The organism is Streptomyces sp. NPDC005374 (assembly GCF_042872225.1).
Taxonomy (GTDB): Bacteria; Actinomycetota; Actinomycetes; order Streptomycetales; family Streptomycetaceae; genus Streptomyces.
Map to the genome: position 1 here is coordinate 1 of NZ_JBIAKA010000035.1, position 18,045 is coordinate 18,045.

The 18,045-nt window shown below is 72.2% G+C and carries 16 protein-coding genes and 1 tRNA gene; 9 read left to right on the forward strand and 8 right to left on the reverse strand.

What is annotated here, in order from left to right; all coding sequences use genetic code 11:
- Positions 1-42: 42 nt before the first annotated feature.
- The 4 genes from ACFYRX_RS45945 to ACFYRX_RS45960 form a co-directional block, all read right to left on the reverse strand.
- Positions 43-1,347: an ABC transporter substrate-binding protein gene (locus ACFYRX_RS45945; RefSeq protein WP_389113296.1), complete on the reverse strand. Its 1,305-nt coding sequence runs from the start codon at positions 1,345-1,347 to the stop codon at positions 43-45.
- Between the two features lie 201 nt (positions 1,348-1,548).
- Positions 1,549-2,991, reverse strand: a complete 1,443-nt coding sequence (locus ACFYRX_RS45950) for a cellulose binding domain-containing protein (RefSeq protein ID WP_389113298.1) — start codon at positions 2,989-2,991, stop codon at positions 1,549-1,551.
- A 74-nt stretch (positions 2,992-3,065) separates the two neighbouring features.
- Positions 3,066-4,463 carry a sensor histidine kinase gene (locus ACFYRX_RS45955; protein ID WP_389113300.1) on the reverse strand — a complete coding sequence of 466 codons (1,398 nt, stop codon included), beginning with the start codon at positions 4,461-4,463 and terminating at the stop codon, positions 3,066-3,068.
- Positions 4,460-5,164: a response regulator transcription factor gene (locus ACFYRX_RS45960; protein WP_389113302.1), complete on the reverse strand. Its 705-nt coding sequence runs from the start codon at positions 5,162-5,164 to the stop codon at positions 4,460-4,462. Before ACFYRX_RS45960 ends, ACFYRX_RS45955 begins: the two co-directional genes overlap by 4 nt.
- A 99-nt stretch (positions 5,165-5,263) precedes the next feature.
- On the opposite strand from ACFYRX_RS45960, the gene ACFYRX_RS45965 reads away from it, so the two are divergent.
- The gene (locus ACFYRX_RS45965; RefSeq protein WP_389113304.1) at positions 5,264-5,770 is read left to right on the forward strand and encodes a hypothetical protein; all 507 of its coding nucleotides are present in this window, start codon (positions 5,264-5,266) and stop codon (positions 5,768-5,770) included.
- Positions 5,771-5,783: 13 nt separating this feature from the next.
- Here ACFYRX_RS45965 and ACFYRX_RS45970 read toward each other — a convergent pair whose 3' ends face one another.
- Both ACFYRX_RS45970 and ACFYRX_RS45975 read right to left on the reverse strand, forming a co-directional pair.
- Positions 5,784-6,653, reverse strand: coding sequence for a spermidine synthase (locus ACFYRX_RS45970; protein ID WP_389113305.1), 870 nt, complete (start codon positions 6,651-6,653; stop codon positions 5,784-5,786).
- Positions 6,654-6,699: 46 nt separating this feature from the next.
- Complete coding sequence (locus ACFYRX_RS45975) at positions 6,700-7,086, reverse strand: hypothetical protein (protein WP_389113307.1); 387 nt, start codon at positions 7,084-7,086, stop codon at positions 6,700-6,702.
- Positions 7,087-7,351: 265 nt separating this feature from the next.
- Here ACFYRX_RS45975 and ACFYRX_RS45980 point away from each other — a divergent pair, with 265 nt between their 5' ends.
- A complete protein-coding gene (locus ACFYRX_RS45980; protein ID WP_389113308.1) occupies positions 7,352-8,758 on the forward strand; it encodes a tetratricopeptide repeat protein in 1,407 nt (468 codons plus the stop codon).
- A gap of 368 nt (positions 8,759-9,126) precedes the next feature.
- Here the strand turns inward: ACFYRX_RS45980 and ACFYRX_RS45985 are convergent, their stop codons facing one another.
- Complete coding sequence (locus ACFYRX_RS45985) at positions 9,127-9,723, reverse strand: histidine phosphatase family protein (RefSeq protein WP_389113310.1); 597 nt, start codon at positions 9,721-9,723, stop codon at positions 9,127-9,129.
- A gap of 208 nt (positions 9,724-9,931) precedes the next feature.
- On the opposite strand from ACFYRX_RS45985, the gene ACFYRX_RS45990 reads away from it, so the two are divergent.
- From ACFYRX_RS45990 to ACFYRX_RS46020, 7 genes are all read left to right on the forward strand, one after another.
- A complete protein-coding gene (locus ACFYRX_RS45990; RefSeq protein ID WP_389113311.1) occupies positions 9,932-10,885 on the forward strand; it encodes a phosphatase PAP2 family protein in 954 nt (317 codons plus the stop codon).
- A complete protein-coding gene (locus ACFYRX_RS45995) occupies positions 10,782-11,993 on the forward strand; it encodes a hypothetical protein (protein WP_389113312.1) in 1,212 nt (403 codons plus the stop codon). Before ACFYRX_RS45990 ends, ACFYRX_RS45995 begins: the two co-directional genes overlap by 104 nt.
- A gap of 76 nt (positions 11,994-12,069) precedes the next feature.
- Positions 12,070-13,662, forward strand: a complete 1,593-nt coding sequence (locus ACFYRX_RS46000) for a hypothetical protein (RefSeq protein ID WP_389113314.1) — start codon at positions 12,070-12,072, stop codon at positions 13,660-13,662.
- Positions 13,659-14,996: an AAA domain-containing protein gene (locus tag ACFYRX_RS46005; protein ID WP_389113316.1), complete on the forward strand. Its 1,338-nt coding sequence runs from the start codon at positions 13,659-13,661 to the stop codon at positions 14,994-14,996. The genes ACFYRX_RS46000 and ACFYRX_RS46005 overlap by 4 nt, the downstream gene beginning before the upstream one ends.
- A 282-nt stretch (positions 14,997-15,278) precedes the next feature.
- Positions 15,279-15,647: a hypothetical protein gene (locus ACFYRX_RS46010; protein ID WP_389113318.1), complete on the forward strand. Its 369-nt coding sequence runs from the start codon at positions 15,279-15,281 to the stop codon at positions 15,645-15,647.
- Between the two features lie 136 nt (positions 15,648-15,783).
- Positions 15,784-16,371 (forward strand): bifunctional DNA primase/polymerase, encoded by a 588-nt coding sequence (locus tag ACFYRX_RS46015; protein ID WP_389113320.1) that lies wholly within the window; start codon positions 15,784-15,786, stop codon positions 16,369-16,371.
- A tRNA-Lys gene (locus tag ACFYRX_RS46020) sits at positions 16,362-16,435 on the forward strand. The genes ACFYRX_RS46015 and ACFYRX_RS46020 overlap by 10 nt, the downstream gene beginning before the upstream one ends.
- 201 nt (positions 16,436-16,636) lie before the next feature.
- Here the strand turns inward: ACFYRX_RS46020 and ACFYRX_RS46025 are convergent.
- Positions 16,637-17,920 carry a M6 family metalloprotease domain-containing protein gene (locus ACFYRX_RS46025; RefSeq protein WP_389113322.1) on the reverse strand — a complete coding sequence of 428 codons (1,284 nt, stop codon included), beginning with the start codon at positions 17,918-17,920 and terminating at the stop codon, positions 16,637-16,639.
- Between the last annotated feature and the right edge of the window lie 125 nt (positions 17,921-18,045).

Consider the following 18,045-nt stretch of genomic DNA (forward strand, 5'->3'; position numbering starts at 1 on the left):
GCACAGCGGCCGCCTCCGGGGTCTTCGTGGGGGTCTCGGAGCTCATGAGGATGCGAAGATCGTCTTCTTCTGGCGTTCGATCGAGGACAGCAGGCTGTCGACGCCCTTGGGGTTCTGGAGGAACTTCTGCAGCGAGGGCTGCATCACCGTCGAGGTGAAGTCCGGGCGCGAGTCGCGGTCCATGAACTGGGTCAGGCTCTTGGCACCCGTGATCATCTCGTACGCCTTCTTCTGCAGCGGAGTGTACGAGGAGGTGTCGGCCTTGTTCGAGGCGGCGACCACACTGGTGTCCGACTTCAGGTAGATCTGCTCGGCCGCCGGGGTGCCCAGGTACTCCAGGAGCTTGGCGGCGCCCGCCTTGTTCTTCGGCGACTTGCTGAGCATGAAGCCGTCAGCCGGCGCCTCGACGGTGTCCTGCCCGTAGGCGGAGTTGATCTCCGGGAAGGCGAAGAAGTCGAGGTCGTCCAGGTCGGCCTTGTTGGTGAACTGCTGCGCCACGAAGGTGCCCAGCACGTACATGCCGGCCTTCTTGGCCACCAGGGTCTGGGCGGCGTCCTGCCAGGTGCGGCCCATGAAGCCGTCCTGGTGGTAGGGCAGGATCTCGGCCCAGTGGTCGAAGACGGTTTTGACCTTGGGGTCCGTCCAGGAGGCCTTGCCCGCCATCAGGTCGACGTGGAAGTCGTAGCCGTTGGTGCGGAAGTTGAGCTGGTCGAAGGTGCCCATCGCCGGCCAGGCGTCCTTGTCGCCGAACGCGATCGGGACCAGGCCGTCCTTCTTCATCGTCTTGCAGAGCGCGACGAAGGCGTCCCACGTGGTGGGGACCTCGTAGCCGTGCTGGGCGAAGACGCTCTTGCGGTAGAAGATCGCCCACGGGTACGTGACCAGCGGCACGAAGTAGTACTTGCCGTCCGCGCCCTTGCTGAGCTTCTTCATCGCGTCGGGGAAGTTGCCCCCGATCTTGTCCCACACGTCGTCGATCGGCGAGGCGAGGCCCTTGGCCGCGAAGAACTGCATGCGGTAGCCCGCGAACCAGTTGAACACGTCGTCCGGCGTGCCCTGGAGGTAGGAGTTGATCTGCTCCTGGAAGGTGTTGTGGTCCTTGGTGTTGACCTTGACCTTGATCCCGGACTGCTTCGTGAAGGCCGTGTAGATCTCACCGTAGGCCTTCTTCGGCACGGCGTCGGACTGGTTCGAACCCAGGGTGACGGTCTTGGGGTCCGAGGAGCTTCCGCTGTCGCCGCAGGCGCTCAGCAGGGGGATGCCGGCGCCGAGCAGGGCGGCACCGCCCACCCCTTTGAGCACACCACGGCGGCTGGGCGACGGGAGGGACGACGAGAGATCTGGCATGGACGGCTCCTGAAGGCAGGGGTCCGGTCATGGAGGGTTTCGAAGACCGGTCTTAATCGACCAGAAATCAACTTGACCGAACACGGTGGCGCTATGACAGCCGTATGTCCGGTCATGCGTCAATAGCTACTGGCCCGATTTGTCGAAACGTGACCGACATCCCTGCCTCACGGTTACACAGGAGCTTCACGAACGACAGGTTCAGTTGTACGCCACGAAGGCCTTCGCGAAGGCGGACTCGCCCTGGACGATCGAACTGCAGGTCGCGTCGGCGGAGGGCTTCGCCCCGCCGGGGCACTGCCTGTCCCTGGTCGCCGACCACATCGACAGCCAGCCGAGACCCTTCGCCTTGGCGAAGGAGACCAGCTGGGCGGCGTCGTCGACCTTGAAGACCTCGGAGGCCACGTCGTTGACCCCGATCATCGGAGTGACGGCGACCGCCTTCCAGGCGGCGCTGTCCGACAGCCCGAGGACGCTCTTGACCTGCCCCTGGGTGGCGGTGGCGGCCTGCTCGGCGTAACCACCCATGTCACCGCTGTACGAGGCCCCGTAGTCCATCGCCATGATGTTGACCGTGTCGATCCGCACGCCGTCGGACTTTGCGTTGGAGAGCAGGTTCACCCCGTCCTGGGTCAGGCCCTCGGGCATGACGGGCAGGGTGAAGGAGACGTCCAGGCCCGGGTGGTCCCGCTGGATCCTGACGATCGCCTGGGCGCGGCGCGCGTTGGCGGCCGTGTCGGGCAGCGCGCCGCCCTCCACATCGAAGTCGACCTTGGTGAGGCCGTACGCGTCCACGACCTTGCCGTACGCCGCCGCCAGCGCGTCCACCGAGGAGCAGGTCGTGGCCAGCTCGGAGCCGGAGGCGCCGCCGAAGGAGACCCGGACGTCACCGCCCTTCGCCCGCAGCGCGCCGATCTGCCCGGCCACGGCGTCGCTCCCGAGGTCGCTCACTCCGCCCCACTTGGGAGTGCAGCCGCCGCCGTCGGTGACGAAGGCGAGGGTGTAGTCCTTCACCCCGGTGGCCGCGGCGGTCGCGAGGAGGTCGAAGGCCGGGTAGAGGGAGGTGTCGACGTAGGGGGCGAAGCCGGCGGTGGTGCCGGTGCCCTTGGTGGGGGTGATGGTGGGATCGGCCGTAGGGGTCGGCGTCGCGCTCCGGGTGGGTGTGGCCGTCGGGGTCGCGGGCCCGGTCGGGCGGCCGCTCGGCTCGGGGGTCGCGGTGTCGTCGGTGGAGCACCGCGCGCCGTCGACGAGACAGCCGGTCGGGTCCGCGGTGCCGTTGACGACGAAGCCGACGGTGACCGACTTGCCGGGCGCCAGCCCGTCCGTGTCCCACTTCGCGGGGGTCACGGTGACGTGCTGCCCACTGACGGCCGACTCGGCGTTCCACAGCGAGCTCAGCCGCGCGCCCGCGGGCAGGTCGAACTCCAGTTTCCAGGCCTTGTCCACCGCCGTGCTGTTGTTCGTCACGACGTACTGGGCCGTGTAGCCGGTCGACCAGTCACTGGTCTTCGTGTAGGCGGCGCCGATCCCGGCCGCCTGGGCGGTGCCGCTCAGCAGGACCGCTCCGGTCCCCACCACGGCGGCGGCGACCACCCCGCCGATCACCTTGTTCCTGGCGTTCACTCTGCGTCGATGGATGCTCATGACGCGGCACGCTAGCGATCCGGAATCGGGCAAATCACCTGATCAGGGCGGGGGTTGAGGATCTTAGGGCGCGCTTAAGGGAGGGATCGGGACCGGTTAAAGGTCGAGACCAATTTGCCCGTTCGGCGTCTGCGCACCCGGTGCCCCCTGCGCTCCGGTTCCCGCCCCTCCAGCTGGATCCAGATCCGCACCTCGGTGCCGCCCAGCACCGACGACCCGATGCGCACGTCCCCGCCGGTGGACTCGGCGAGCCTGCGCACGATGTCGAGTCCGAGCCCGGTCGACCCGGCGCTGCCCGACCCGCGCCCGCGTGCCATCGCGGCCTCGGGGTCACGGATCCCGGAACCCGCGTCGGAGACGAGCACGATCACCGCGTCCTCGCCGTTGTGCACGTCGACCGCGAAGGCGGTGCCCTCCGGGGTGTGCCGGAAGACGTTGCCGAGCAGGGCGTCCAGCGCGGCCGCCAGGTCGGCCCGGGCCACGGGTATGCGCACCGGACGCTCGGTGCCGGCGACCCGCCACTTGCGGCCCTCGTCCTCGGCGAGCGCCGACCAGAACCCCATCCGCTCCCGGACCACCTCGGCCGCGTCGCACCCGGCGCCGGGCCCGGCGGCCGCGGTCTGCGGCTTGGCCTCCCGGGCGGTACGGATGATGGTGTCGACCTCGCGCTCCAACTGCGCGACCGCGGCCCGGGTCTGCTCGGCGGCCGGACCGTCCCCGAGCGAGGCCGCGTTGAGCCGCAGCACGGTCAGCGGCGTACGCAGCCGGTGGGACAGATCGGCGGCCAGCTCCCGCTCGTTGGCGAGCAGTTGTACGACCTGGTCGGCCATCGAGTTGAACGCGACCGCCGCGAGCCGCAGTTCGGTGGGGCCCTCTTCCGGGACCCTCGATCCCAGCTTCCCCTCCCCCAGCTCGTGGGCGCCCTCGACGAGTTTCCGCGCGGGCCGCACCATCCGTACGCCCAGCCGGTCGGCGACCGCGACCGAGCCGACGACGAGGGCGATACCGACGCCCGCGAGGACCGCCCACGCGGTCGCGACGCCGTTGCTCACCTCGGACTCGGGGACGTAGACCTCGACGACGGCTATCGCGCCGGAGCTGAGCGCGACCGGCTGGAGCAGGGTGGAGCCACCGGGCACCTCGGCGGTGGAGGCGCGGCCCAGCTTCCGCACGGTCGCGATGTCCTCGCCGGCGGCACGTCGCCGTCCGAGGTCGACCGCCCGTTGTCCGTGGCTCGCCGGTATGTGGACGGCCATCCCGGAGTCCGAGCCCGCGGAGGCGACGACCCGCTCCAGCTGGTCGCGGTCGGTGGTGATGGACAGGGCCGGGGCGACCGCGGCGGCCTCCCGCTCGGCGTTGGAGAACGCGCGGTCCCGGGCCATCTCCCGGATGACGAGGCCGAGCGGGATCGCGAAGGCGACCACGACCATGGTGGTGACCGCCAGGCAGACCCTGACGAGAGCCCATCTCACAGCGGCAGCCCCCCGCCCGGTGGTTCCAGCTTCACGCCGACGCCGCGCAGGGTGTGCAGATAGCGGGGCCGCGCGGCCGTCTCGCCCAACTTCCGCCGCAGCCACGACAGATGGACGTCGATCGTCTGGTCGTCGCCGTAGGACTGCTGCCAGACCTCGGCGAGGAGTTCCCTGCGGGGAACGACCACTCCGGGGCGGGCGGCCAGGAAGGCGAGCAGGTCGAACTCGCGGCGGGTGAGATCGAGCCGGGCTCCGTCCAGCTCGGCCTGACGGCGCAGCGGGTCGACGCTGAGTCCGCCGACCCGCAGCACGGTCTCCGGCGGGGCGTCACCGCCGGCGGCCCGGGAGCGTCGCAGGACGGCGGCCATGCGGGCGGAGAGGTGCTCGACCGAGAAGGGCTTGGTGAGGTAGTCGTCCGCCCCCGCGTTCAACAGCCGGACGATCTCCGTCTCGTCGTCCCGCGCGGTCGCGATGATCACCGGGACGTCGGTGATCCCGCGCAGCATCTTCAGGGCCTCGGACCCGTCGAGGTCGGGCAGACCGAGGTCCAGGATCACCACGTCGAAACGGAAGTGGGCGACCTCGCGCAGCGCCTCCAGTGCCGTCCCGACACTGCGCACGGTGTGTGCCGCGTCGGTCAGGTGCCGGATGAGCGCCGAGCGGACGAACTGGTCGTCCTCGACCACGAGCACACTTGCCATGCGCCGCACCGTACGCCATGCGGGGGACACGGATCCGGTGCCTGTGGACAACTCGGTCCATGTGCGAACCGTGAGGCGCGTGAGGCAGTATGACGGACGATGCGCAGAGGACTCGTACACGTACTGGCCTGGCTGCTCGCCACGGGCGCGGCGGTCACGCTGTCGTGGTGGGGTGTCCACACGGTCATGGCGGGCACGGCCTACGACCCCCCGCGCGCCCTGCCCATCACCGCGGCCGACGCGACCACCCAGCAGTCGAAGCCGCTGGCGTCACCGACCCCGACGAAGCGGGCGGCCCCGTCGACGAGCCCGTCACCGACGCCGAGCGCCACGTCCGCGAGCCCTGCTCCGCCGAAGAGCGTTTCGCCCACTCCGACCCCCTCCGGTCGGGTCAAGGGCTACGACACGGACGGCGGCCGCGCGGTCTTCGACCTCGGTGACACGTCGGCGACGCTGGTGTCCGCGACCCCGGGCACGGGCTGGTCGATGCAGGTGTGGAAGACGGAGTCGTGGATCCGGGTGGAGTTCACCTCGGGCGCGGACCGGGTGTCGGTCTTCTGCACCTGGCACGACGGGCCGCCGAGGGTGGAGATCGGGACCTACTGAGCGGCCTGCCGAGTCAGCGGAACACCGAGGGCGGCGGCGCCGGCGACGCGACCGCCGACGCGTCCGTCACCGGTACGGCACCTCCGGTGAAGTCGAGGAGTCCCTTGCCGTGTTCGACACGGCCCGGGTGCGGGTCGGACGCGGCGCGGCGGGTCAGTTCCGCGAGCGGCAGCGGGGTGTCGGCGGCGACCAGGACGGCGTTGCCGAAGCGCTTGCCGCGCAGGACGGTCGGGTCGGCCACGAGGGCGAGTTCGGGGAAACGGGCGGCGGCTGTGGCGATCTGGCCGCGCAGATGGGCCAGCGGCGGCCCGTCGGCGAGGTTGGCGGCGTAGAGACCGCCCGGCCGCAGCGTCCTTCGGACCTCGTCGAGGAACTCGGTGGAGGTGAGGTGCGCGGGGGTGCGGGCGCCGCTGAACACATCGGCGATCACGATGTCGGCCCAGCCGTCGGCCACCTTGGCGAGGCCGTCCCGGGCGTCGGCCGACCGCACCCGTATCCGCGCGGTCGGCTCCAACGGCAGCTTCTGGCGGACCAGTTGGACGAGAGCGGCGTCGCGCTCGACGACCTGCTGGGTGGAGCGGGGACGGGTGGCGGCGAGGTAGCGGGCGAGGGTGAGGGCGCCTCCGCCGAGGTGCACGGCGTGCACGGGCTTGCCGGCCGGCGCGACGAGGTCGATGACATGACCGAGCCGGCGCTGGTACTCGAAGGAGAGGTGGGACGGGTCGTCCAGGTCCACATGCGACTGCGGTGCCCCGTCGATGAGAAGCGTCCACGCGCGCGTGCGCTCCCGATCAGGGATGAGCTCGGCGAGGCCGCCGTCCACTGGTTCTACGACGGCTTCGGCGGCGGCGTTGCCACGCCGGGAACTCCTGGACTTGCCCATGGGGCCATTATCGGGCGCCGTGACAGGCGGGGCCCGACGAGTGCCGTCACCGGCAGTTGTCGGCGGCCTCGATCAACCTCGCCGCTTCGTCCAGCGCCGCCCGCAGCACCGCGGGATCCGTCGCGAGGTCGGCGTCCCCCGGCGGCAGCAGCCAGTCCGCCCCCTCGACCGGCGGCTCCGGCTCCGGGGTCAGCCGCAGCCCGCGCCCGTTGGTCTCCGTGCAGGTGCTCCCGGGGACGTCCCACGCCGCCGCCGTCCCCGGTGGCACCAGGAACCCCAGCGTCTTGGCCCCGTCGTCGTGCAGCACCGGCCCCACCACCTCGCCCACCCCCCGCCGCAGGATGTCGACGGCCTCCAGGCCGTGTCGCGTCGGCACCGTGACCACGTCACAGGACACCTGCGCACAGGGATCGACGCTCGGGCTGATCTCCATTGCGGCCTCCACCCAGGAACCCTCGTCAGACTCCGTGGAGTTCAACGCGCGCCCGCGTCAACGGCTACGGCGGAAGTCCGCCGCAAAGGATGGCAGTTCATGGCAGATCCCGGATGAGATATCCGGTTTGTAGCCAAACCCCGCGTGGCGACCCGGACACAGCGGGTACGTTCTTGCCCGCCGGAAACAGGGCGTCACACTGACAAACCAGTCAACTCGCCTCACCCCCGGCATGGTTCGACGGTTCGCACGAGAGGACCCGGCCATGGCGTCGTCAATGGTGACCCCGTCCCAGTCCCCCATGCCACCGCGACCGAACCTCGCGTTCCGGCGCCTGCGCGGCCAGCGCTCGCCGGCCGAGTTCGCCGCGGCGGTACGACGGTCCGCGCGCGAGATCGGCGAGCGGGTCAGCTGCGACGCGCGCTATGTGGGCCGCGTCGAGGCGGGCGAGATCCGCTGCCCCAACTACGCGTACGAACGGGTGTTCCTGCACATGTTCCCCGGCCGCACGCTCACCGACCTGGGCTTCGCGCCCCGCGCATCCGTACGCGGGCGGCGGACGCGCACGGATGCGACGGACGCGGATGAGACGCACGGGGCCCACGAGCCGTATGACACGCAGGACACGCAGGACCCCGACGAGACGTACGACGACTACGAGGAGAGCGACGTGCTGCGTCGCGCATTCATGACCGGTGGGGGCGCCACGGTGGCCGCCGCCTCGCTGGGCCCCTTCGGGCTCGCCACCGACGCCGGACCGGTCCGCCGGGCCGGGGCGAGTCAGGCGGGCGCCCTGGAAGAGGCCGTACGCAGGATCCGGTTGCTCGACGACCGGCACGGCGCGGACGGCCTGTACCGGCGCGCGGCGACTCCGTTGCGGGCCGCCTACGCGCTGCTGGACGCGGGAGCGACCCGGCAGACCACCGCCGACCGGCTGCACGCGGGCGCCGGTGAACTCGCCATCTCGGTGGGCTGGCTGGCCCACGACTCGGGTCGGTTCGACGACGCCCGCTCGCACTACGCGGAGGCGCTCGCGACGGCCCGGGTGACCGGTGACGACGCCCTGGAGGCGCACGCCTTCTGCAACACGGCGTTCCTCGCGCGCGACGCGGGACGGCCGCGTGAGGCGGTACGGGCCGCGCAGGCCGCGCAGCGGGTCGCCCGGCCTCTGGGTTCCGCCCGCCTGATGTCGCTGCTCGCGCTGCGCGAGGCGGGCGGCTGGGCGGGGCTCGCCGACCGCACAGGGTGCGAGCAGGCCCTCGCCCGCGCGCAGGCCCTCTTCGAGCGGGGTCCCTGCGACTCGGACCCCGAGTGGATGAGTTTCTACGGCGAGGCCGAGCTGGAGGGCCTGGAGGCGCAGTGCTGGTCCACCCTGGGCGACTGGCGCCGGGCCGCCCGGCACGCGCACCGGGCGGCCGAACTCCAGGACCCGCACTTCACCCGCAACATCGCGCTGTACACGGCCGAACTGGCCGACGACCTGGCCCGCGGCGGCCACCCCGACGAGGCCTCGGCGGCGGGCCTGCGGGTGCTGGAGCTGTTGGGCCAGGTTCAGTCCTCCCGCATCCAGACGATGCTGGCCGGAACCGCGAGGGTGCTGCTCCCGCATCGGCGGGCGTCGGGAGTGTCGGCATTCCTGGAACGCCACGCATCCCTACCGCGAACAGCGTGACGGGGAGGCGTGCGGGCGCGAGTGCGGGTACGTCGTGGCTGGTCGCGCAGTTCCCCGCGCCCCCAGGCCGGTGCAGCGAAGCCGCGCCCGGCGATACCACCCAGTGGCGCGAGGAACTGCGCAACCAGCCACCTCGGACCGGTACAGACAAGACCCGCCCAGCCGCACCCACCCAGGGGCGCGGGGAACTGCGCAACCAGCCGCCTCGGACCGGTACAGACAAGACCCGCCCAGCCGCACCCACCCAGGGGCGCGGGGAACTGCGCGACCAGCCCCCACCGGCCCGCAGCCGACAACCGCCCCAGGCCGCCGCACCCACCCAGGGGCGCGAGGAACTGCGCGATCGGCCACGACGGGGCCGTGTCCGGCTACGAGCCCAGGTGCCCCAGGTCGTTCCAGCTCTCGAGAGCCGGCTCGCCGTATGCCCAACCCAGCACGGACAAGGACGTCGGATTCAGCCGCACCCGCGCCGCGAAATCGATCGGCAGCCCCAGCCACCGCGCCCCGATGGACCGCAGAATGTGCCCGTGGGCGAACACCAGCACATCCCGGTCGGCCGACCGTGCCCACGCGACGACCTCGTCCGCGCGCGAGGCGACCTCCGTCAGGGACTCCCCCTCAGGGACGCCGTCGCGCCAGATCAGCCAGCCCGGGCGCACCGCCTGGATCTCGTCCGGCGTCAGGCCCTCGTAGGCGCCGTAGTCCCACTCCATGAGCGTGTCCCAGTCGGCCGCCCGCTCCCCGAACCCGGCGAGCTCGCACGTCTCACGCGCGCGTGCGAGGGGGCTCGTGCGGATCTCCACCCCGGGAAGCCCGTCGTACGGCGCCCGGTGCAGCCGCTCCCCGAGCAGCTTGGCCCCCCGTCGGCCCTCCTCCAGAAGCGGCACGTCGGTCCTGCCCGTGTGCTTGCCGGACAGCGACCATTCGGTCTGTCCGTGCCGGGCCAGCAGAACGCGCGGTGCCATGAAGAGACCTTTCCGGGGGAAAGCGGAGGCGAACCCCTCCATCATCCCGCACCCTGTCGGAGGGCAACCCGGCGGGCGATCTCTGCGTCTTTGAGGGCCGAAGGCGCTGTGCGGGGGCAATCCCCGAGGGCCCGCGCACACGCCGTAAAGTGGCACGACCGAACAAGGACAGTCGGACGCCGCGCAACACGAAGGGGGAAAGGATCGGATGCCGCAGACCGAGACACCAGGCACCGAGGCAGCCCCGGAGACGCGGCTGCGCTGGTGGACCGAGCTGCCTCTGATCGTGCTGGTGTACGCCTGCTACAGCGCGGGCCGGCTCCTCGCCCCGAACGATGTCACCGGTGCCGTCGACCACGGCCTGGCGATCCTGAGGATCGAGAAGTTCCTGCACATCAACGCCGAACATCCCCTGAACCGGCTGTTCACCAGCGAGTCCTGGATCGGCGTTCCGGCCGACTTCTGGTACGCCTCGCTGCACTACCTGGTCACGCCCGCCGTCCTGATCTGGCTCTTCCGCTCGCACGCGGTGCGCTACCGCGCGGCCCGCACCTGGCTGATGACGTCCACCTTCATGGGTCTGATCGGCTTCACCCTGCTGCCCACCTGCCCGCCCCGCCTCCTCTCGGCGGGCCACGGCTTCGTCGACACGATGGCCCAGTACAGCTCGTACGGCTGGTGGGGCGGCGAGGCGAGCGCCCCCCGGGGCATGGGCGACATGACGAACCAGTACGCGGCCATGCCGAGCCTGCACGTGGGCTGGGCCCTGTGGTGCGGTGTGATGCTGTGGCGGTACGGCAGGACGCGCACGACGAAGGTCGCGGCCGTCGCCTACCCGCTGATCACCACGATCGTGGTCATGGGCACCGCCAACCACTACTTCCTGGACGCGGTAGCGGGCGCGGTCGTGATGGGTCTCGGGTTCCTGCTCGCCCCGTACGTCACCCGGGCCGCGGGCCGGGCCGCCGCGGGCGTCCGGGCCCGGATATCCCCCGTCCCCGTCGCCTCCCGTGGCACAGAGCCCTCAATTGTCAGTGGCGGATGCCAGACTTCCGCGGGTGAGCACATTCCACGGCAGCGCGAGTCACGGTTCCCAGACGGAGCCGAGCCGAGTCCCTCTCCCGCGGACGCGGGGGACGGCGCTCCGGCAGCGGCTCGCTGAGCTGCGCGGGCCCGAGGTACCGGCCAAGGCACTGGACGCGCGCGCCCTCGCGGCCCTCGCCTCGAACCCCGGGTGCAGACGGCGCGCGATCCTCGACGGCGCCGGAGTGGACAAGACGGCACTGGCGAGCGCGCTGGGATCGCCGTCGGCCTTCGGGCAGTCGCAGTTCGCCCTGACGCGGGGCAACGCCTTCGAGGCGAAGGTCAAGGCGGACGGCGGCGCGGAGCTGCTGCGGCTGGTGCACGAACGGCTGGACCGGAGCGCGGAACCGCCCACCGACGCCCAGGTTCCCGACCTCACCGCGATCGGCCCCGAGGGCCGTACCGCGCGTACGGCCCTCGCCCTGCGCGAAGCCACCGGCACCCAGGGGTGGACGCTGCTCGACCACCCCATGCTCGCCCTGGACGTCGCCGGCTCCCCCGCCTACCTGGAGCCGGACGCCGTGGTCGTGCACCCGGACGGCACCTGGACCGTCGTGGAGATCAAGTCCTTCCCGATGCTGGACGGTTCGGCGGACCCGTCGAAGGTGGGCGCGGCCGCCCGCCAGGCCGCGGTGTACGTCCTGGCGCTGGAGGAGGTCGCGGCCCGTATGGAGTCGGTGCCGAAGGTCCGCCACCGGGTCCTCCTGGTCTGCCCCAAGGACTTCTCCAACCTCCCCACCGCCTCGGCCGTCGACATCCGCAAGCAGCGCGCGGTCACCGCCCGCCAGCTGACCCGCCTCACCCGCATCGAGGACATCGCCGACGCCCTCCCCGAGGGCACCTGCTTCGCCCCCGACCTGCCTCCCGCCGAACTGACCGCCGCGGTCGAGTCGGTCCCGGCGACCTACGCCCCCGAGTGCCTGTCCGCGTGCGAACTCGCCTTCCACTGCCGGACCCGCTCCCGCGAGGCCGGAGCGGTGACCTCCCTGGGCCGCTCGGTGCGCGCGGAGCTGGGCGGCCTGGCGACGGTGGAGGACGTCCTCGCGGCGGCCCGGGGCGAGGCAGGGGACCCGGACGACCCGGCGGTGGCGGCTCTGCGGAGGGCCGCGCAGCTGCGTGCCGAAGCACTGGAGGGCCACCGGCCGCAGGTCCCGGCGCCCGTCACGGCCGGAGGGGCCGCGTGGTGACGGCGGTCCCGGCGCCGCCGCGCAGCGCCGCACACGCGCGAAGCCCGCGCTTCGCCCCGCGTCTCCAGGAGCCCCCGTGTCACTGATCGCCACGCTCGCCCGGCTGGAAGCCGTCAGCACCGGCCGCGCCCAGCCCGCCGCCACCGTCCGCCACCGGCACCTCTCGGACCACCCCCTCGTCCTGGTCCCGCTCACCACCGCGGGCGAGGCGGGCGCCCCGCTCGGCGCACTCGTCGGTACCGACCGGGACGCGCCGCACCTCCTGGTCGTACCGCAGCCGCGCGACCGGGACCTCAGGTTCGCGTTCCTGGCCGAGCTGGCGGATGTCGTCCTTCCGTACATCGACGAATACGCGGACGCCGTGGAGGCCGCCGAGCGCAACGAGACCGATCCGGAGACCGGCAAGCGGGTCAAGGTCGAGGTCGAGCTGTGCGCGGACGCCCCGCAGCTGATCCTGCCGAGCCGCGCGGGCGTCGATTTCGTACGGCTGCTCGGGCGGTCCATGCGTTTCCGGCGGACGGCGGAGCAGGACCCAGAGACTCCGTATCCCGCCCCGCCCCGGGTGCCGTTGCTGGGTCGGTGGCTGACCCACTTCGGGGAGCGGGCCCGGGTGCCGGGCTCCTCGCTGCTGTTGGCGATGACGGACGTACTGGCCCGGCACTGGTCCACTGGCCAGTCCACTCTGGAGGACCAGCACCTGGGCGCCCTGCTCGCGTGGATCGACCCGCCCGAGGGCCGCGCGGGCGGCGAGGCCGCGCTGGAGGCCGAGCTCGCCCGTGACGGCCGCGGCCAGCTCCTGCACCCGCCCGCGGGGCCCGCCACCGACCCGGCGTTCGACAACAAGCTGCTCGCCCCCGCGCTGGAGCGCTACAACGGCGCGCGTACCGCCCTGGCCGCCGCCGAGGACGCGCTGGAGGCCGACGACCGGCTCGGTGCGCTCACCGCCGCCGAGCGGGAGATCCGCGCCCTGGTCGCAAGCAGCACCCGCCCGACGTGGGACGCGGTGTGGCGGGGCCTCGACCTGCTGCGGGCGTTGCCCGAGGGGGCCCACGCCGAGGAGCGGTGGACGCGCGACCGCTGGTCGTTCACCAGCCACCGGGACCGCGTCACCGCCGGTGAGCCCCCGCAGCCGCGCCGCGACGACGCGGTCACCGCCGCCAACAAGCTCGCCTCGCGTGAGCGCGAACAGGCCCGCCTGGAGGCGCAGGAGGCACTCGACGACCCGCTGGTGATGGCGGGGCGGCGGCTGGCCGGGGAGGCGTTCGCCGGGGAGGTCACGGACGTCGTGATGACGTACAGCGAGGGCAAGCGGCCGAGCCCGCGCCCGCTGGTCACCGTGCGGACCGACGACCGGCCACATCTGGGCGAGCGGGCGAAGGTGTACCGCTCGCTGGGCGGGAAGCCGCAGTCCGCCGAGTTCGTGGGGTACGAGGAGGACGGCGCCCTGATCGTCCTCAAGGTCCTCGACAAGATGGGCCGCGGCAAGGAGCCGGAGACCGGATCCGTCCCCGAGAAGGGCGACCGGGTGTGCTTCACGCTCTTCGAACACGAGCAGCGCGGCGGCGCGAAGCTGCCCGACCCGGAGGCCACGCCGTGGACGCACGGAGGCCCGCCCGGTGAGGCCGTACCGGAGGCCGCCGATCCCCTGACCACGGAGGACGTCCTGTGACCGCCCGGACCTTCGACCCCGGCGCCGAGGCCACGCGGGCCACCGACGCGATCCTCCAGGACACCCTGCACGGCACCGACCGCGGTGTCGTCGTGGACTCCCCGCCCGGCGCCGGGAAGTCCACGCTCGTGGTCCGGGCGGCGCTCGAACTGGCCGACGCCGGGCGCCCGTTGATGGTCGTCGCGCAGACCAACGCCCAGGTCGACGACCTCGTCGTCAGGCTCGCGGAGAAGAACCCGGAGCTCCCCGTCGGCCGGCTGCACAGCAGTGACGCCGACCCGTACGACAAGGCACTGGACGACCTGCCCCAGGTCCGCAAGTCGGCGAAGGCCGGCGACCTGGCCGGGCTGCCCGTGGTGATCTCCACGGCCGCCAAGTGGGGGCATGTGAAGGTCGACGAGCCGTGGGCGCACGCGATCGTGGACGAGGCGTACCAGATGCGCTCGGACTCGCTGCTGGCCGTGGCGGGGCTGTTCGAGCGGGCGCTGTTCGTGGGCGACCCGGGGCAGTTGGACCCGTTCGCGATCGTGGGCAGCGAGCAGTGGGCGGGGCTGTCGTACGACCCGTCGGCCTCGGCGGTGACGACCCTGCTGGCGCACAACCCGCAGCTGCCCCAGCACCGCCTGCCGGTGTCCTGGCGGCTCCCGGCCTCCGCCGCGCCTCTCGTCTCCGACGCGTTCTACCCGTACACGCCCTTCCGCAGCGGCACCGGCCACGACGACCGCCGGCTCGCCTTCGCCGTCCCCTCGGACGGCTCGGGTCCCGACCGGGTGATCGACGCGGCGGCCGAGTCGGGCTGGGGCCTGCTGGAGCTGCCCGCGCGGCACACTCCCCGCACGGACCCGGAGGCGGTACGGGCGGTGGCGGCCGTCGTACGGCGGCTGCTGGACCGGGGCGGGGCGGCCACGTCGGAGCGCTCGCCGGACCCGGCTCCCCTGACGGCCGACCGGATCGCCGTCGGCACGGCCCACCGGGACCAGGCGTCGGCCGTCCGCGCGGCGCTCGCCGACCTGGGCGTCACCGACGTCACCGTCGACACGGCGAACCGCCTCCAGGGCCGCGAGTACGACGTCACGGTGGTCCTCCACCCCCTCTCCGGCCGCCCCGACGCCACCGCCTTCCACCTGGAGACGGGCCGCCTGTGCGTCCTGGCCTCCCGCCACCGCCACGCGTGCATCGTGGTCTGCCGGGCCGGGGTGAGCGACCTGCTGGACGACTACCCCTCGACGGAACCAGTCCAGCTGGGAACCCTGGTGAAGTTCCCTGACGGCTGGGAGGCGAACCACGCGGTACTGGCACGGCTGTCCGAACACCGGGTGCAGTGGCGACCGTGAACGACACCCGCGCCTTCGCCGGACGGAGTCCGGTCCGCCGCCCGGGGCGGCCGATGAACACAGCCCGGACGGCTGGGAGGCGAACCACGCGGTACTGGCACGGCTGTCCGAACACCGGGTGCAGTGGCGACCGTGAACGACACCCGTCGGCGGGAACACCGTGGGGGCCGTAGGCCTTGGTACCGGAGGCGTCCGGCCCTCTTGCACGGACGCGGGACAATGGACGGTGGCCCGGCCGCAGGCGGGCTGTCGGTACGGACGACGTACGAGGAGGATGAAGACATGGCGGAGCCCACGCCGCGTCGGAACGAACCGCGGCTACGCCCCGCGCCCCTGCTGTTCGAGCCCACGCAAGTGGAAGACGATCCGGAGCACTTCTTCGACCTGGAGTCGATCGACGACCCCCGCGCGCTGCTGGCCCGGTCGACTGAGCTGGCGCACGCGTTCCGTGCGGCGGCCGACCGTGCCGTGGAGTTCCAGGCGATGGCGGCGGCCCAGCTGGCCGATCCCAGGCGTTTCGACCGGCTGACGACGGCGGACATCGCCGAGCGTGCCGAGTGGACCGAGGACTACGCGAAGAAGATGGTCGAGTTCGGCCGGGATCTGCTGCGCGGCGCGGAGGGCGGAGCGGGGCACGCCGATCCGGTGTGAGCTGCCGTCGCCGTGACGTTCGTCAAAAATCCTTGGCATATGCCAGGCGGGCAAGATACTCCCCTCCACCCCACCCTGTCCCGGTTTCCCGCAACCCTCGGAGACCGCTTGCTCACGCCCGGTAAATGTAGGCGGCATGAGCACACGCGACGAACCGTCCTCCCACCGCTTCGACGTCTCGGGCGTCACCGCGGACGGGGCCGCCTGGCTCGCCTCGGCAGGACCGTATCCGCGCAGCACCCTGGCGTTCTGGGAGGAGCGGCCCACGGCCCCGGTGGTGCTGCCCTGCGGTACCGCCTTCGACGTGGTCAGCGCCCCCGCGGTCTTCGGGCGAGGGATGGTCGACCGGCTGTGGGACGAGGGGCCGGGCTCGGGACCGGTGGCGGCACTCAGGGGCCGGATGCTGCTGTTCGCGGCACCGGGGACGGCACAGCGACTGCCGTCCCTGCTGCGGTGGGAGGAGTTCGGACGTACGGGCGCGATCCCGCCGCTGCTGTGCCATGGCACCGGCGACGCGGTGACCGTCCCGCCCCCGCTGGGCGCCGCGAAGTCCGCGCTGACGTCCCGCTGGCTGGTCGCCCCCGACACCCGTCACCCATGGCTGCCGGGACCGGAAATCCTGGTCTGGGCGGCCGTGCGGGCGGCGCGCACGTCGGTGCGGATATCGATTTTTCCCCCAGCCGATCAGGATGCTAAGGTCTACGACGTCAGCAGGCGCCGCTAGCTCAGTTGGTTAGAGCAGCTGACTCTTAATCAGCGGGTCCGGGGTTCGAGTCCCTGGCGGCGCACAGACACCGAAGGCCCTCCGTACACACGGGGGGCCTTCGACATTGCCGCCAACCACTCCCACACACCCGAACAAGCCGCGGGCCCGACACAGGCGGCCGGGGGTCCGGGGGTTGCCCCCGGGAAGACACAGCATCAGCGGGTCCGGGGTTCGAGTCCCTGGCGGCGCACAGACACGGGCAGGTCCTTCGCGTGTCCGTCGGTTATCGGGGCGTGATCTCCACGTTCCACGTGCCCGAGGCGGTTCGGCCTGTCACCTTCAGCCGTGTTCCGTCCCCCGGCACCGTGAAGGTCTCGCCCGTGCCGACGGGGGCGTCCGCGAGGGGTGGGTAGACGGAGTTCTCCCAGCAGGCCTCCGTGCGGGGGTGGGCGTCGATGACCTGGACGGGGCCGCCGCCGGACGCGGCGCCGCTGTGGACGCGGTAGACGAGTACGCCCTGCCGGCAGACCGCCGTGTCGTTGCCGATCGCCCCGCGTGCCTCGAAGGCGAGCGCGCTGTCGGCCCCGGTGCGCAGGACCGCGAGCTTGGTGCCGTGCCCGGGCCCGAAGATCCCGGCGCTGCCGGGACCGGTCTCCAGCGCTTCCAGGGTCAGCCGCGTCGGCCCCGGTCCCCGTACGCACGCCACCTGCCGCCGCTCCAGCCAGCCCAGCTTCCACTTGTGCCAGGCGAACAGATCGGGGGCGAGGCCGAACTGGCTGCCCATCAGGTCCCAGTCGCCGACGTAGGTGTCCCAGTCCCCCTTGCCGTCCATGGGCCGGTGGTAGAGGTCCGGCAGGTCGAAGACGTGCCCGGTCTCGTGGGCCAGGACGAGTCGGTCCGGCGGGTGTTTCTCGAAGACCGTGACGACCCGCCGGATGTCCGTGCCGTCGGCGCGCAGCGGGACGTCCAGGTTGACGACCTTCGTGGCGTCCGAGTCGACGCCGGGGGCGTCCGGGTCGGCGACGAAGTAGACGACGTCGTAGCGCGAGAAGTCGACCTGCCCGTCGGCCGCGGCGAGGGCGTCGCGCAGGTAGGCGGCCCGGTCGGCGGGCCTCCAGTCGCGCTGTATGGCGTACGCCGTCGACGGGCGCGGCATCCGGATCCAGTGCCGCAGCGGGTGCGGGCGCAGGGTGAAGCGGCCGTAGGAGGCGCGTTCGAAGAAGTGGGTGGTGGCCGGGAAGTGATCGGCGGTCAGCTCGGCGGGGCTCGTCATCGGCAGGGCGTCCGGGAAGGAGAGGAAGACCATCACCGCGTCGAGGGAGCGGGCCGGGCGCGGATAGGCGGCGTTCCAGGTGTCCACGCCCTCGGAGTGGTGGGCCTCCGTGCGTTCCAGGGTGCAGGGCGCCGAGGAGAAGGGTTCGGCGACCGAGGGGCCGGTGACGAGGGAGGTGGCGGCGAGGGCCGCCATCGTGGTGAACACGGCCGCCGTGCTGCGCAGTCGGGGGCGCGGAAGGGTGCGCGGAAACGGGCGCGGCAACGTGACCTCCGGGAGCGGTTCGCGGGACACCGCACCCAGCTTGTGTTTGTTTGCGGTAATACGCCCTGTTTATCTGCACCGGATGAGTGAGTTGGCGTGACCTCGTGAACCGGCCGACACCCCCGAATCGCTCACGGAACGTCACAAGCGGTCTC

Bases quoted from the DNA above. Each gene is read 5' to 3' on its own strand.
- ACFYRX_RS45945 (WP_389113296.1), bottom strand. From the start codon at position 1,347: ATGCCAGATCTCTCGTCGTCCCTCCCGTCGCCCAGCCGCCGTGGTGTG.
- ACFYRX_RS45950 (WP_389113298.1), bottom strand. From the start codon at position 2,991: ATGAGCATCCATCGACGCAGAGTGAACGCCAGGAACAAGGTGATCGGC.
- ACFYRX_RS45960 (WP_389113302.1), bottom strand. From the start codon at position 5,164: ATGGCAAGTGTGCTCGTGGTCGAGGACGACCAGTTCGTCCGCTCGGCG.
- ACFYRX_RS45965 (WP_389113304.1), top strand. From the start codon at position 5,264: ATGCGCAGAGGACTCGTACACGTACTGGCCTGGCTGCTCGCCACGGGC.
- ACFYRX_RS45970 (WP_389113305.1), bottom strand. From the start codon at position 6,653: ATGGGCAAGTCCAGGAGTTCCCGGCGTGGCAACGCCGCCGCCGAAGCC.
- ACFYRX_RS45975 (WP_389113307.1), bottom strand. From the start codon at position 7,086: ATGGAGATCAGCCCGAGCGTCGATCCCTGTGCGCAGGTGTCCTGTGAC.
- ACFYRX_RS45980 (WP_389113308.1), top strand. From the start codon at position 7,352: ATGGCGTCGTCAATGGTGACCCCGTCCCAGTCCCCCATGCCACCGCGA.
- ACFYRX_RS45985 (WP_389113310.1), bottom strand. From the start codon at position 9,723: ATGGCACCGCGCGTTCTGCTGGCCCGGCACGGACAGACCGAATGGTCG.
- ACFYRX_RS45990 (WP_389113311.1), top strand. From the start codon at position 9,932: ATGCCGCAGACCGAGACACCAGGCACCGAGGCAGCCCCGGAGACGCGG.
- ACFYRX_RS46010 (WP_389113318.1), top strand. From the start codon at position 15,279: ATGGCGGAGCCCACGCCGCGTCGGAACGAACCGCGGCTACGCCCCGCG.
- ACFYRX_RS46015 (WP_389113320.1), top strand. From the start codon at position 15,784: ATGAGCACACGCGACGAACCGTCCTCCCACCGCTTCGACGTCTCGGGC.